This is a genomic window from Blautia sp. AM23-13AC (assembly GCF_003435675.1).
GTDB classification, from domain to species: Bacteria; Bacillota; Clostridia; order Lachnospirales; family Lachnospiraceae; genus Fusicatenibacter; species Fusicatenibacter saccharivorans.
This window is the reverse complement of the sequence record NZ_QTUL01000015.1, coordinates 28,178-42,156: the sequence shown is the minus strand read 5'-3', so window position 1 is coordinate 42,156 and position 13,979 is coordinate 28,178. Positions and strand designations below refer to the sequence as shown.

The 13,979-nt window shown below is 48.5% G+C and carries 9 protein-coding genes; 1 reads left to right on the top strand and 8 read right to left on the bottom strand.

Annotated features, from left to right (window positions below; genetic code table 11):
• Nucleotides 1–45 precede the first annotated feature (45 nt).
• Both DW642_RS13695 and DW642_RS13690 read right to left on the bottom strand, forming a co-directional pair.
• Nucleotides 46–1,671: an AAA family ATPase gene (locus DW642_RS13695; RefSeq protein ID WP_117510541.1), complete on the bottom strand. Its 1,626-nt coding sequence runs from the start codon at nt 1,669–1,671 to the stop codon at nt 46–48.
• Nucleotides 1,672–1,793: 122 nt separating this feature from the next.
• Nucleotides 1,794–2,744, bottom strand: a complete 951-nt coding sequence (locus tag DW642_RS13690) for a 3'-5' exonuclease (protein WP_055225843.1) — start codon at nt 2,742–2,744, stop codon at nt 1,794–1,796.
• Nucleotides 2,745–3,027: 283 nt separating this feature from the next.
• Between DW642_RS13690 and DW642_RS13685 the strand changes: the two genes are divergently transcribed.
• Nucleotides 3,028–5,085, top strand: coding sequence for an ATP-binding protein (locus tag DW642_RS13685; RefSeq protein ID WP_117510539.1), 2,058 nt, complete (start codon nt 3,028–3,030; stop codon nt 5,083–5,085).
• A 35-nt stretch (nt 5,086–5,120) separates the two neighbouring features.
• On the opposite strand, the gene DW642_RS13680 is transcribed toward DW642_RS13685, so the two are convergent.
• From DW642_RS13680 to DW642_RS13655, 6 genes are all read right to left on the bottom strand, one after another.
• Nucleotides 5,121–6,296: a glycoside hydrolase family 130 protein gene (locus DW642_RS13680; RefSeq protein WP_022461807.1), complete on the bottom strand. Its 1,176-nt coding sequence runs from the start codon at nt 6,294–6,296 to the stop codon at nt 5,121–5,123.
• Nucleotides 6,286–7,464: an AGE family epimerase/isomerase gene (locus tag DW642_RS13675; RefSeq protein ID WP_117510537.1), complete on the bottom strand. Its 1,179-nt coding sequence runs from the start codon at nt 7,462–7,464 to the stop codon at nt 6,286–6,288. The genes DW642_RS13680 and DW642_RS13675 overlap by 11 nt, the downstream gene beginning before the upstream one ends.
• An 18-nt stretch (nt 7,465–7,482) precedes the next feature.
• Complete coding sequence (locus DW642_RS13670) at nt 7,483–8,505, bottom strand: glycoside hydrolase family 130 protein (protein ID WP_117510535.1); 1,023 nt, start codon at nt 8,503–8,505, stop codon at nt 7,483–7,485.
• A 307-nt stretch (nt 8,506–8,812) separates the two neighbouring features.
• Complete coding sequence (locus tag DW642_RS13665; protein WP_117510533.1) at nt 8,813–9,814, bottom strand: LacI family DNA-binding transcriptional regulator; 1,002 nt, start codon at nt 9,812–9,814, stop codon at nt 8,813–8,815.
• A 12-nt stretch (nt 9,815–9,826) separates the two neighbouring features.
• Nucleotides 9,827–12,016: an alpha-galactosidase gene (locus DW642_RS13660; protein WP_117510531.1), complete on the bottom strand. Its 2,190-nt coding sequence runs from the start codon at nt 12,014–12,016 to the stop codon at nt 9,827–9,829.
• 107 nt (nt 12,017–12,123) lie between these two features.
• Nucleotides 12,124–13,842 (bottom strand): phospho-sugar mutase, encoded by a 1,719-nt coding sequence (locus tag DW642_RS13655; protein ID WP_117510529.1) that lies wholly within the window; start codon nt 13,840–13,842, stop codon nt 12,124–12,126.
• Between the last annotated feature and the right edge of the window lie 137 nt (nt 13,843–13,979).

The following is a 13,979-nucleotide window of genomic DNA, read 5'->3' as shown; positions in this document are numbered from 1 at the left end:
CCGACAAACCTGCTTTTATCGATAGTTCTCTTACCTCTCAAGCACTCAATTTAAGCTTTCCACTCTACACCTGTGCTTTTTCTCCGTCTTTTCATACCCAATTCCCACAGCCAGTATTTTTCCTGTATACTTTTTCTGTTCTGCAAGCCGCGGCACAAATTTTAATGCATACTTCCTGTCTTTGATCTGCTGAATTGCTTCTTCCGGAGTGTGGTCTACTTTTAGTTCAAGAATAATTCCATCTGCGGTCAGATCATATGGATAGAAAATAAAATCCACATACCCAACTCCCGCCTTATCCTCACGCTCTACCCGGTAACTGTCACGCGCAGCCAGGTATACCAGATTGACAATGGCTGACAATTCTGTCTCATGGTTGTACGACAGCAACGGAACTTCCGTATCGTGCACCAGTTCCAGAATTTTTTCCATCGTATGCGTATCTCCCGCCAGAGTCGCTTTCAGCATTTTCTCGGACTCTTTCGCCAGACGATATACATATCCCAGAGATTCATTCTTCATCAGCAGCTCATCAAACTTCTCCATCAATTCCCTGTTCGGAATAGACACTTTTCCATTCAAATAGCTTAAAAATCCATACACCACCATCGCAGAGTAAATTTCATCTCTCGTAGACAGGTTCATGGAAGTGGCCGCATATTCCTGTATTTTTGCCGAAACTGACTCTCCTGCTGCCATCAGTGCAAGGTCATCCCTGACGTCGGATACATTATTTCGAATGTAATAATAAATTTCATCATATGGACCTGAGCTGGTCCAGTAATTTGCCAGATTGTTAAACTGTAGTGCAAAAACAACGGAGCGTGGATTGTATACCCGCTCTCCCGATTTTGTATAATAACCGTTATACCAGTCTCGCAGACCTTTTCGCGTCACATTTTTTATTTTTCTCTGTTTTTCGCATTCTCTACAGTACCTTTCATACAAATCATCCACTTCGTCATCTGTAAATCCAAAGTATGTTCCGAACATTGGTGAATTTACCATCGTGAACTCCGCAAACATATTCAGTTCCGATCCGCTGGAATATTTCGCAATCGGCAAAATTCCCGTCATATACGATAAAATCACATAGGGACGGTCCTTCAGCAGATTACTTAAAAATGCCACATACTTTGCTTTATCCGCTTCTGTTATAAATTCCCTGTGAAAAATAAAATCCCATTCGTCCAGAACAAAAATAAATTTTTCGCCATGATACTGTTGAAAGATCTCTTCCAGAATATCTCCAATCGCATCTGTTTCACTGGTTTTTGCATCCGGATACGCTTCCCGCAGATCACTGATCAGAAGTTCTTCCACACGCTCGATATACTGTCGGTAAGATTCACAGTTTCTCGGCATTTTACTGAAATCAATCCGAATGACGTTATACTTGTTTTTGTATTTCTGGCAGTCATCCGCTTCTGAAATTTTAAGCCGGTCAAAAAGTTCACCTGAATCAATACCCTTCTGAAAAAACGAGCTGATCATATTGGCCGCAATTGTTTTTCCAAATCTGCGCGGCCTTGTGACGCAAAGATGGCGATTCCCTGCAGCCACATAGGGAAACAGTTCCTGCAGCAGCATTGTTTTATCCACAAAATACGGGCTGCGGCTCTCACTCTGATACAGGGTATACGGTGTCTGACTGTTTAAATAAGCTCCCATTCTGCGCCTCCTCTTTTCATACGTTCCATTATTTTTTATTATAACCGATCCCGCTCTGTTTTCCAATTAAAAAGGCAGAAGAAATGAAACCTTTTATCCCGTTTCCATTTCCTCTGCCTTTCTTACATTTCTTTCCTCTTCTGATTCCTCTTCTTCCGCAGGTTCTCTTTCTTCTGCCGGATTTCCCCCGCCTCCTGTTCGCTGCTGATGCGGATGGTTTTCACGACGAAGAGTTTTCCTTCGTCCGAATGTTTCATGCGGGCTTTGCCTTTCAAATATCCATGCTCCGGGCACCAGGCTACGCAGTAGTAGTTTTTCCCGCCGGCCGAAAACCAGCGTAAGCGTTTTCTTGCCGTTTTCCCGCAGATGCAGCAGTGCGTGCTGCAGACCTCGCGGTCGTGCATGGCTTCTTCTTTTGTGTCGAATTCGCGGGAGATGAATTTCGTGTAGCCATTATAGACGGCGTGGATCTCCTCTTTTTTCGATTTCGGGTTCTGATATACGTCGATCGAGTCGTACGCCAGCACAACATCCATATCGATGCGTGCAAAAATGTCGGCCGTATATTTTGCATCCGAAAGCGCCTGATGAAAATGCTCGTCCTTCGGGAGATGGAGGAAGTCGGCGGCGTACTCGAGCGCCCGGCGGCTCTTCATCGTTTCGTACTGGATCGCGAACAGTTTCTGTACATCGTAAAAATGAATCGGCCCGCGGATCAGCGACAGGAGGTTATAAAATTTCATGTTCCGCTGGAGCTCCGTCAGGTCTCCCGGTCCCCAGGTGCCGAACATGCACGCACCGCCGGAGAATGCAAAAAATTCCTGCACGGCCTGCGCAAATGGGATTCCGTTCTGCAGATCCTCTTCTGTCAGTCCGACGACCTCGCGCGTCCGGTGATGGAGATGCTGGTAGACCACCGGTTTTACAATCCGGTGAAACGTTCCCACCACATTCCGCTCACCATCCATCTTCACCGCGCCGATCTCAATAATCTCAAACGGCAGCTTCGGGTTCTCTTTTCCTTTTCCATAGGGACACTGGTTCCATTCCAGGTCAAAAATCACATAGTCCATTGTATTGTCAATCCTTCATTCTGTGTCGTCTGTCCCTATTATAAATGATTTTGATATAATGAGCAACTATCTGGCAATTCCATTCTCCGCCCATTCTGGCAATTTTCTTCCTATGCATTACATTTCCCATTCATTTCATCCCGTTCTCTTTCAAACTTAACGCTTCTTTTATTGAAATCCCAGGGTAAATCCGATATAATATTTTTAACTCCGGCCTTCGTTTTTACTCAAAAAAATCACCTGAAAAAGCCGGAAATATTACGAATTTAGATGAGCATCCGATATGAAAACAAAATTAACGCAAAAACAGATTCGATTTCAGGCGCTTCTGCTGTTTTTTATTACATTTTTTCTTGTCGAGCTCTGCGCCGTTTTTCTGTATCAGAATCAGTTAAAGGAAGCAAAGCTGAAAGCTGACTATACCGCACAGACGACCATCGGCCGCGTGAAATCGCAGTTAAACCATTATCTTGCCGAATCCAATCTGATGAAACACATGATTGAAGCCGGTTATACCGTCGATGACGAAGAGTTTTCCGTCCTCTCCTCGCTGATGCAGGACGACCAGAATGTCATCAAAGCACATGAGCTTGCAAAGGACGGTATTGTCACACTGATTTATCCGATGAGCGGAAACGAAGCCGCACTCGGACTTAACATGCTCGAGCATCCTGCCCGGAAACAGGAGGCACGCCTTGCCAAAGAGAGCGGCGAATACACGATTGCAGGACCGTTTGAGCTGCAGCAGGGCGACATCGGAGCACTGCTCTTTGACCCGATTTATACCACCGATGCCAACGGTGACCAGACCTTCTGGGGCTTTTCGATTCTCGTTCTCGACTGGGAATCGTTTCTGAACGAAATTGAACTGAATACACTGGAAGAAGCCGGCTACACCTACGAACTCTGGAAAATTTCTCCGGCCACCGGCGAACACGTTTCCATCGCACACTCCGGCAATTCCCGGCGTTCCGATGCCATCGAAGTTCTCTGCACCGTGCCGAACGACACCTGGCATTTTGAAATTGTACCGAAAAACGGCTGGCTCAGTCCGCTGCAGGTTTTTGTTTCCTTTGCACTCGGGCTCATCCTTTCCCTGCTTACCTCTATTGGTTTTCTGCAGTTCCAGATGCGCCGCTATAAAGACGAGATTCACGCAGCAGAACTGGAAAAAGCCGTACAGGAAGCGCAGTCTGCCAACGAAGCAAAAACACGTTTTCTGTTCAACATGAGCCACGACATCCGAACCCCGATGAATGCCATCATCGGTTTCTCGGATCTGCTGGAAAAACACATCGACGAGAAGGACCGCGCGGTCGACTACATTGCAAAAATCAAGTCCTCCAGCAGTTTTCTGCTCTCACTGATCAACTACGTGCTTGAGATGGCGCGCATTGAGAGCGGTAAGGCCTCGCTGAAAATCGAGCTCGGCAGCTACAGCGAGCTGATCAATTCCCTGAATGCAGTGTTTGAGCCTTCGTTAAAAAGCAAAAATCTTTCCTATCTCTGTTACAACACGGTGGAACACGATGCCATCCTCTGCGACCGGACAAAAATACGGGAGATTCTGCTGAATATCATCAGCAACTCCATCAAGTATACGCCGGAGGGCGGAAAAATTTCCGTAAAAATCGAAGAGACACCGGCACCAAGGAAGGGCTTTGCCTCCTACCGCATCACCGTGAAGGACAACGGCATCGGCATGAGCAAAGAGTATCTGCCGCATATTTTTGAAGAATTTACAAGAGAACATTCCTCCACCGAAAGCCACATCACCGGAACCGGCCTCGGCCTTCCGATCGTCAAATCCCTCGTGAATCTGATGGGCGGAACGATCGATGTGGAAAGCGAACTCGGTGCCGGAACAATAACTACGGTCTGCCTCACGTTTGGACTTCCGACCGAAGAACAGCTTGCGGCTCACCAGCATAAAGACGAGATTCTCGAGCAGTCCCTGCAGACGCTTTCCGAAAAACGCGTGCTGCTTGCCGAGGATAATGACCTGAATGCAGAAATTGTACTCACCGTTCTGGAAGAAAACGGCATTCACGCCGAGCACGTAAAAGACGGCGCCCTCTGCTTAAAAGCAGTCCAGAACGCACCAGAAGATTATTACAATGTTATTCTGATGGATATTCAGATGCCGAACATGAACGGCTATCAGGCCGCAGAAGCGATCCGTGCACTCCCGGGAAAACGCGGGGAAATCCCGATTGTCGCCATGACGGCAAACGCGTTTGAAGAGGACCGCCGAAAAGCACTGGAATCCGGCATGAACGCCCATATCGCGAAACCCGTTGACGTTTCGGTTCTTCTCGAAACACTTTCCAGGTTTTCATGACCTTTACAGATCCCGATGCGCCGCAGCGGACGCTTTTATTTCTCGTTTTTCAGCAGCTCCAGGTTTTTGGAGATCAGCTCGCATCTCTGTTTTACGCAGTCCGGGGATCTGTGCGGATCCTGCGGTGTGTTGAACAGATAGTCCTCGAGTTTGTCGATTGTGGTGGTTGCTACATGCATTCTTGTATCGCAGGATGCATAGTAGATGTAAACCTCTCCGTTCTCACGCGCAATCGCGCCGTTTGTAAATACAACGTTGGAAACGTCTCCGACTCTCTCTTTTCCAAGCGGAACCAGGAATACACCGGACGGCTCTGCAATGACTTTGGACGGATCGTTCAGATCGGTACCGAAGACATACAGAACGTAGCGAAGGCCTGCTGCTGTATTTCTTACACCGTGTGCAATGTTGATCCAGCATTTCTTACCGCGGATCGGCACTGCTCCGGCACCGTTTTTGGACTCGGTCAGGGTATGATAAATACGTTTGCTGATGATCTTCTCCTCATCGATGACAGCGTGTGTGATATCATCGCAGAGTCCGAAGCCGATTCCTCCGCCGCTTCCGGTCTCAATGAAACCATCCATCGGACGGGTGTAGAAGGCATATTTTCCGTCTACGAACTCCGGATGCAGAACAACGTTTCTCTGCTGCGGAGAACGTAAGGTTTTCAGGTTGTCCAGACGCTCCCAGGTCTTCAGGTCTTTCGTTCTTACGATACCAGCCTCAGCAACAGCCGCGGACAGATCCGGATCGTTTTTGTCCTTGCTCTCAGAGCAGAACACTCCGTAAATCCAGCCGTCCTCGTGCTGGGTCAGACGCATGTCATAAACGTTGGTTTCCTCTGCGCAGGTATCCGGCAGCACAACCGGGTAATCCCAGAAATGGAAGCCGTCGATACCAGTATCACTCTCTGCAACAGCAAAGAAAGATTTTCTGTCATTGCCCTCCACGCGGACAACGAGATAATACTTTCCATTCAGATAAATCGCGCCGGAGTTCATCACAGCGTTGATGCCGAGACGCTCCATAAAGTACGGATTCGTCTCCTCATCCAGATCATATCTCCAGTGAACCGGAGCGAACTCTCTTGTCAGCACCGGATACTCATAGCGGTCATAAATACCGTTGTAAAAATCTGCTTTTGTGTTCTTTCTTGCCACAAGGCGGTCTACCTTGGCTTTTTCCACATAATACTGTTTATTCAGCATCTTTTAACCTCCCAATTACTTCCATACACATACGTCCATTGTGATACGGGCATTTCCACGGTTCTACAATCGGCTCATGAATCGGGCTTCCGTCTGCATTCACGCACCAGAACCACTCAGACCCCTCTCGTTTGTCGATCACATATTCCTTGATGTAGCCCCAGATGTCTTTTGCCGCATCGAGATACTTTGTTTCCTCCGGTTTTTTCTGCCATGCATTTAAAAATCCAACGACTGCTTCTGCCTGTACCCACCAGACTCTTGTGGTATCATCCACACCGCGCTCGCACTCATTCATCAGCGAATGATTTTTGTATGCCGTGTTGTAGATATTTTCCGCAATCTCTCCGGTGATCGGCAGCAGTTTTTCCCGGTAAGCCGGATCGCCGAGCACTTCTGTACCCCGGTCGATCAACCAGGAAGTCTCGATATCATGGCCATAAGAATACAGATCAATCAGCGTATTCCATGTCCGGTCGAAAAATACTTCCTGACGGCCTTTTTCTTTGTTGTATACTTTATCCGCGAAGAGATCCATCATAAAGCGGAGACGGTCACCGGTAAACGGATCCTTTGTCACGCGGTACAGCTCGGTATATGCTTCGAAAACATGCAGCAGCGTATTCATGGTCTTCTCTGCCATGACGCCGTTCTCCGAGAGCTTTTCATTGCTCTCCGGCTTGAAATCGCGGGTAAATGCCTCGAGATAACCGTGCTCGTCGGTGCAGTGTGTCTCGATGATCTGCTGCAGCGATTTTGCCAGCTCCAGCGCCTCGGTGTCGCCCGTCGCATCAAAATACGTAGACAGCGCATAAATTGCAAATGCCTGATTGTACGTATGCTTTGTCGTATCGAGCGGTTTTCCGTCGTAGGTGACAGACCAGAACACGCCACCGTACTCGCGGTCCACACACGCCTGTTTCATAAAGCGGTACGCATGCTCCGCATCGGCGCGCAGCTTCTCGTCCTTTAAGGTCAGGTACGCATTCGAGAAAAACCAGAGAATTCTGCTGTTTAAGATGCAGCCCTTCTCATACGTTTTCTGCACGTTCAGATCAAAGTCCTGATAGCCGTAAAATCCGCCGTATTCCTCATCTCTTAAGCCCTCCCAGAACGGAACGATCCGTCCAGTAAGCTCCTGCTTTACTTCCTTTGCCAAAGACTGCATCTTTTCTTTCCTTCTTTCTTATCTTCTTCCAATTTCGGTGTCAGACTCGCGTACGACACTGTTTTTCTTGATATAATCTACAATCAGATCTACGGTTGTGAATGCCAGTCCTACATACGTATCGGCTGCGCCGTAGTAGATCGCGATCTTTCCGGTCTCTGCATCGTGAATGGTTGCGCACGGGAAGGTTACGTTCGGAACGAAGCCTCTCTCCTCATACCACTCTTCCGGTGTCAGAAGGAAGTTCTGGCAGCGGTATTTTACGATGGACGGATTCTCTTTGTCGAGGATTGCGCCGCCGATGCTGTATACATAGCCATTGCAGGTGCCGCTTACACCGTGGTAGAACAGCAGCCATCCTTCGTTGGTCTCAATCGGAGCTGCGCCGCCGCCGATCTTTAAGGACTCCCACCACTCCGGGCTCTTGCTCATGACGTGGCGGTGTTTGCCCCAGTACAGCATATCCGGGCTCTCGGACAGGAAGATGTCACCGAACGGTGTGTGGCCGCTGTCGCTTGGACGGGACAGCATCACGAAGTTGCCGTTGATTTTTCTCGGGAAGAGAACGGCATTTCTGTTGAATGGAAGGAATGGATTCTCCACACGTACGAAGGTTTCAAAATCTTTTGTTTTTGCCATTCCGATGGCTGCACCGTAGAAGTCCTGGCACCAGATGATGTAGTAGGTATCTTCTACTTTTACAAGACGCGGGTCATATGCGTAAACCGGCATGAACGGTTTGCCTTCTTCGTCAACGAACTGGATTTTGTTCTCATCGAAATTCCAGTGGATCGCATCTTTGCTTCTTCCAAGGTAGATGTACGGGATTCCGTTTGTCTGCTCACCACGGAATACTCCGATGAACTCGTCGCCGTACGGCATAACGGCGCTGTTGAAGATTCTTGCTACTTCCTTCACCGGATTTCTTCCGATAATCGGATTCTCGCTGTATCTCCATACCGGTGCACCGGAAAACTCAGCCGGGCCTTCCTGCCATGGCATATTTTTGACAGCATCTCCAATAATTTTAACTTCGCTCATTTTTTGAAACCTCCATGAAAAATATTGTTTGTTTATGAGTTGTACTTTGTTTTTTTAAGTTTCTGTTAGTGGACAGAATCTTGTTTTTTAATTCTTTTTTCTCCGAACCGCCGTGTTTTATCACCCTCACGCCCAGTCCTTTAGCTTAATTTTAACATAGATGATTAATTTTTCAACTGGAAATCACTTAAAAAAAATAAGTTCCGTTAGATACTGTCAATTTTTAAGTGACTTTGTTGTGTAATATGTACAAAAACGGGGCATTTCAAAATGCCCCGTTTCTTAATTTATAATTCAGTTATAAAAATCAAAGCTTTACGCTCTCTTTCGGCACCAGCTGTCCGGAGACAATTTCCATATTTTTGCCGGATGCCGCGCCGCGGATCTGCTTCAGCGCTTTTTCGAGCGCTACTTTTACCATCGCCTTCGTATTGATCTCATACGAAGTGATCTTGAGATCCGGGAAACCCGGATACAGGTAATTGTCGAAGCCGACAACGGAAACGTCCTCCGGCACGGAGATGCCGCGTTTTTCCAGCTCGAGCATCAGAAGGCCGGCGGTCAGGTCGCAGTTGCAGACGAACGCTTCCGGCATCTGTTCCGGGAGATGAATTTCGATCTGGCCCCGCTCATCACGGTCCTCCAGAATCCATTCCGCCGGTGTCACATCGCGGTGTTCCAGAACAGCCTTGGAAAAACCGCAGTACCGATCCATGATACTGCTGGAAAAATGAATCGAACCGACAAAAGCCAGCTTGGTCAGGCCATGCTCATACAGGTATTCCGTCATCAGATACATTCCGTGAAAGTTATCTGCGATCACGGCATCTTTTGCCAGCTCATTGTCATAGAAATCCAGGAATACGATCGGAAGATCCACGCTTTTCTTCAGATGACGGATGTAATCGCGGTTCGTGTCTCCCATCAGAATCAGGGCATCGACCGTCTGCTCCCTGGCGATGCACGGCACGATTTTCTCGTCCTCCATCTCCTGTTTCAGGATTTCCACCGTCACCATACAGCTCTTTTCCGTCGCCGCAAGTGCCATCTCCTGATACATTTTCCAGTAAAATGTCGTATACTCTGCCAGATACCGCTCCGGAATCAGCACACCGATGCAGCGCAGGCTCTTTCCCTGTGCATTTTTTGGACCGCTTCCCGGCTGGCGGTATCCCATTTCCTTTGCAATTTCCAGAATCCGGGCGCGCATCTCATCGCTGACCCCTTTCTGTCCTGTAATCGCGTTATGCACGGTGACGGCGCTGACGCCCGCCACCTTTGCAATATCTGCCAATCTTACTTTTGCCATATCCGCTGCTCCTTAGTCTACTGCAACAAAGTGATACAGTCTGCTGACGAAATCACCCCAGAAATCTTTCATCCGGAAACCGGCATTCATCAGCATCTCGCCGCTGTAAACCTCATCGGTTCCCTCCAGACAATATTTTTTCGCCGGATCAAAGCCGCGCAGGCGAACCTTGCGGGACGGCATATTTGCCTGTGCCAGCACCTGTACGTAGGTCACAAGCACTTCGCTTTTATCCTCCGATGCTACTGCCCAGCAGTCGGATCTGTGGTTTTCACGACTGGAAAGAATACGGTAATACTCTCCCTCGCGGATCAGTTCATGATATTTGTGATACATTGCGGTCTGCTCCGGAATCAGCTTTCTCTCTTCTTCCGGCAGTTTTGTGATATCAAGCTCATAGCCGAACGTTCCGGCCAGTGCCACATGGCCTCTCGTTGCAAACGGAGTTACACGGCCAACCGTGTGGTTCGGGCATACGCTGACGTGTGCACCCATTGAGCAGAGCGGGTAAATGAGGGCTGTTCCCTCCTGGATTTCCAGACGCTCAATCGCATCGGTGTCATCGGAGCACCAGATCTGCGGGCTGTAGTAAAGCATTCCAGGATCGAAACGTGCACCGCCGCCGGAGCAGTTCTCCAGAAGCAGATCCGGGAACTCCTGTACCAGACGCTCCTGCATCGCATACATACCGAGCACGTAGCGGTGGAACAGCTCCTGCTGGGAATCTTTGTCCAGGTAGGTGCTTCCCAGGTCGCTTAACTGACGGTTCATATCCCATTTCACGTATTTGATGTTTGCACTGCGCAGGATTTTTGCCACACATTCATACGCATAATCCTGCACTTCCGGGCGGGAGAGATCCAGCACGTACTGGCAGCGGATCTCAGTCGCTTCTCTTCCCGGAATCTGAATCGCCCATTCCGGGTGCTCTCTGTAGAGATCAGAGTCCGGGGAGATCATCTCCGGCTCGAACCAGATACCGAATTCAAGACCGATTTCATTCACTTTGTCAACCAGATTTTTCAGGCCGCCTTTGATCTTCTCTTCGTTGACAACCCAGTCACCGAGGGAAGAATCGTCTTTATTTCGTTTTCCGAACCAGCCGTCATCCATAACAAGCATCTCGATGCCGTCTTTTTTTGCCTCTCTTGCGATATCGAGGAGTTTATCGGTATCAAAATCAAAGTAAGTTGCTTCCCAGTTGTTAATCAGAATCGGGCGTTTTTTGTGGTTGTACGGGCTGCGGATCATATGTCTGCGATAAAATGCATGGTAGGAACGCGTCATTTTGCCAAGTCCCTCGGCAGAGTAGACCATAACAACCTCCGGCGCCTGGAATTCATCGCCGGCTTTTAAATTCCAGCAGAACTCCTCCTGGTTGATACCCATGACCATACGAACGGTATCAAACTGGCATCTTTCCACCTGTCCGATAAAGTTGCCGGAATATACGAAGTGCATTGCGTAAACCTCGCCGCGCTCCTGATCCGTTCCCGGTGTCACCAGGGCCACAAACGGGTGCTCCTGATGGCTGGACTCTCCTTTTCCGGAGGAAACGAGCTGTTTTCCGTAACGGAGCGCACCCTGCTGGATGTGGCGTTCTCTTCCCCAGGATCCATGAAGAGAAAGCATCTCAAAGTCTTCGTTGTCCATATCGAGGCAGGCACTGTAGATTTTCTCTACCTTCAGCGCTTCACTGCCTTCATTTTTCACGCGGACACTTCGGGTGATAACGTTTTCTTTTGTAAAAACAGAGTAGGAAAGGACAACAACAAGATCAAGAACAGGATCTTTGCAGGTGATTTCCAGAGTTTCTACTTCGTCCTCGGTTCCAAAAGAAGCCGGAAGACCGGTCAGCGGGCGTTTTCCTTTGAAAATTTCATAGGAATCAAAGAAAATCTCACATCCCATACAGCCCTGTGCATTTCTTATATTCAGACAGCTCTCACGGTAATCGCCGACTCCTCCGGTCGGGTATTCCATTGGAAAACGGTCGAGGAACGAAGATTTCTCTCTCTTATTGACGGACGGGGTGAACGGCGGCTCATCCATGCGGAGCGGATACAGATCCGGCTCTCCGTGCAGAAGGGGTCCGTAGTAAACATGTCCGACGTAGCCTTCCGGGCTCAGGCCGATCACATACGTCGTATTCTCTGTATTTAACTGAAAAAGCTTTTTCTCATCATAATATAAAATCGCCATTTTCTTCTCCTTATTTCAGGTAAGCTTGATCCGCCGGGCCGATTTTTGTACAAAAAGACCTCACCCGCCGGGCTGAGGCCTTTTTTTGTTTCTATATCACACAGCGTTTAAGCAGTTACCATTGCATTTTTTAATTTTTCCAGTTTCTCGGCTGCATCTTCAAGGGATGTGCCTTTTACGCCGAAATAGAATTTGATCTTCGGCTCAGTACCGGATGGGCGCACACAGCACCATGCGTTGTTTTCCAGCTCATAGTAAAGAACGTTGGAGGACGGAAGTCCGGTCGCGCTCTTCTCTCCGCTTACGAGATCCACTCGTACGTCTGCTTTGTAATCGCGTACGGCAAGAACCTGGAAACCGCCCAGCTCTTTTGGCGGGTTCTCACGGAAGTTGGTCATCATGGTCTGGATCTCTTTTGCACCGTCGATACCTTTTAAGGTCATCGTTGCAAGACCCTCTTTGTAGTAGCCGTACTCCTCGTACATATCCACCATGGCATCCCACAGTGTTTTGCCCTGCTGTTTGTAGTATGCAGCAACCTCGCAGAGCATCATAACTGCCACGCAGGCATCTTTATCTCTTGCATATGTTCCGGCCAGGCAGCCATAGCTCTCTTCCAGACCAAATACATAATTGTGTGCACCGCTCTGCTCAAAAAATTTGATCTGCTCGCCGATGTATTTGAATCCGGTCAGAACCTCGATCAGTGCCACGTTATAAGCTTTTGCGATTGCTTTTGCCATATCGGTCGTAACAATCGTCTCAACGAGTGCCGGGTTCTCCGGCATGGTTCCGTTCTTGGTGCGCTCACGCAGAATATACTCTGCGATCAGCATACCGGACATGTTTCCGGTGAAGCTTACGTACTCGCCGGTCTTGCTGTCTTTTGCATAAACGCCGAGACGATCTGCGTCAGGGTCGGTTGCAAGGATGATGTCAGCGTCTACTTCTTTTGCCAGTTTCAGCGCCAGTGTCCATGCTTTCTCGTCTTCCGGGTTCGGGTAAGCCACCGTCGGGAAGTTTCCGTCCGGCACTTTCTGCTCTTTTACAACGTAAACCTGATTAAAGCCAAGCTCGCGCAGAACGCGGCGTACCGGCACATTTCCGGTTCCGTGAAGCGGTGTGTAGACGATCTTTATATCTTTTGCCGCATCTTTGATGATTTCCGGATGAATGCTCTGCTCTTTTAATTTTCCGACGTAACGGTCATCAAAATCGGTTCCGATGACCTGGAACAGGCCTTCTGCTCTTGCATCATCTTCTTCCATCGTTTTAACGGCAGAAAACTCGGTTACTTTTGCTACCTCTGCGAGAATGTTTTTGTCGTGCGGCGGTGTAATCTGTGCGCCGTCCTCCCAGTATACTTTGTATCCGTTGTACTCTCTCGGGTTGTGGCTTGCGGTAATGACGATACCGGAAATGCAGCCGAATTCACGGACAGCAAAAGAAAGCTCCGGTGTCGGACGCAGGGACTCGAACAGATACGTTTTGATTCCGTTTGCATTCAGGCAGAGTGCTGCTTCGCGTGCGAATTCCGGAGACATTCTTCTGGAATCGTGTGCGATGGCTACGCCTTTTTCCTGTCCGTTCTGGGAAATGATGTAGTTGGCAAGGCCCTGGGTTGCCTGGCGTACGGTGTAGATGTTCATGCGGTTGGTACCCGCTCCGATGACACCGCGGAGTCCGCCGGTACCGAACTCAAGCTGACGGTAGAAACGGTCTTCGATTTCTGCCTCATTTCCTTCGAGTGCTTTCAGCTCTTCTCTGGATGCCTCATCAAAATATGGATCATTGCACCATTTTTCATATACTTCTCTGTAACTCATGTTTGTTATCCTCCCTGTCTGTTGTACTTTATTTAACTTAAGACAGCAGACTTTTTCTGGATTTAAGCTCGTTTCATCACAGCTTAAAGTTACTATTTGTTTAGTCTGCTGTCAACTTAAAAATTAATTTATTTTTT

Excerpts from the sequence above, each read along its gene's own strand:
- DW642_RS13675 (WP_117510537.1), bottom strand. The coding sequence starts at position 7,464 with ATGCAGTCTTTGGCAAAGGAAGTAAAGCAGGAGCTTACTGGACGGATC.
- DW642_RS13685 (WP_117510539.1), top strand. The coding sequence starts at position 3,028 with ATGAAAACAAAATTAACGCAAAAACAGATTCGATTTCAGGCGCTTCTG.
- DW642_RS13680 (WP_022461807.1), bottom strand. The coding sequence starts at position 6,296 with ATGCTGAATAAACAGTATTATGTGGAAAAAGCCAAGGTAGACCGCCTT.
- DW642_RS13690 (WP_055225843.1), bottom strand. The coding sequence starts at position 2,744 with ATGGACTATGTGATTTTTGACCTGGAATGGAACCAGTGTCCCTATGGA.
- DW642_RS13660 (WP_117510531.1), bottom strand. The coding sequence starts at position 12,016 with ATGGCGATTTTATATTATGATGAGAAAAAGCTTTTTCAGTTAAATACA.
- DW642_RS13665 (WP_117510533.1), bottom strand. The coding sequence starts at position 9,814 with ATGGCAAAAGTAAGATTGGCAGATATTGCAAAGGTGGCGGGCGTCAGC.
- DW642_RS13655 (WP_117510529.1), bottom strand. The coding sequence starts at position 13,842 with ATGAGTTACAGAGAAGTATATGAAAAATGGTGCAATGATCCATATTTT.
- DW642_RS13670 (WP_117510535.1), bottom strand. The coding sequence starts at position 8,505 with ATGAGCGAAGTTAAAATTATTGGAGATGCTGTCAAAAATATGCCATGG.
- DW642_RS13695 (WP_117510541.1), bottom strand. The coding sequence starts at position 1,671 with ATGGGAGCTTATTTAAACAGTCAGACACCGTATACCCTGTATCAGAGT.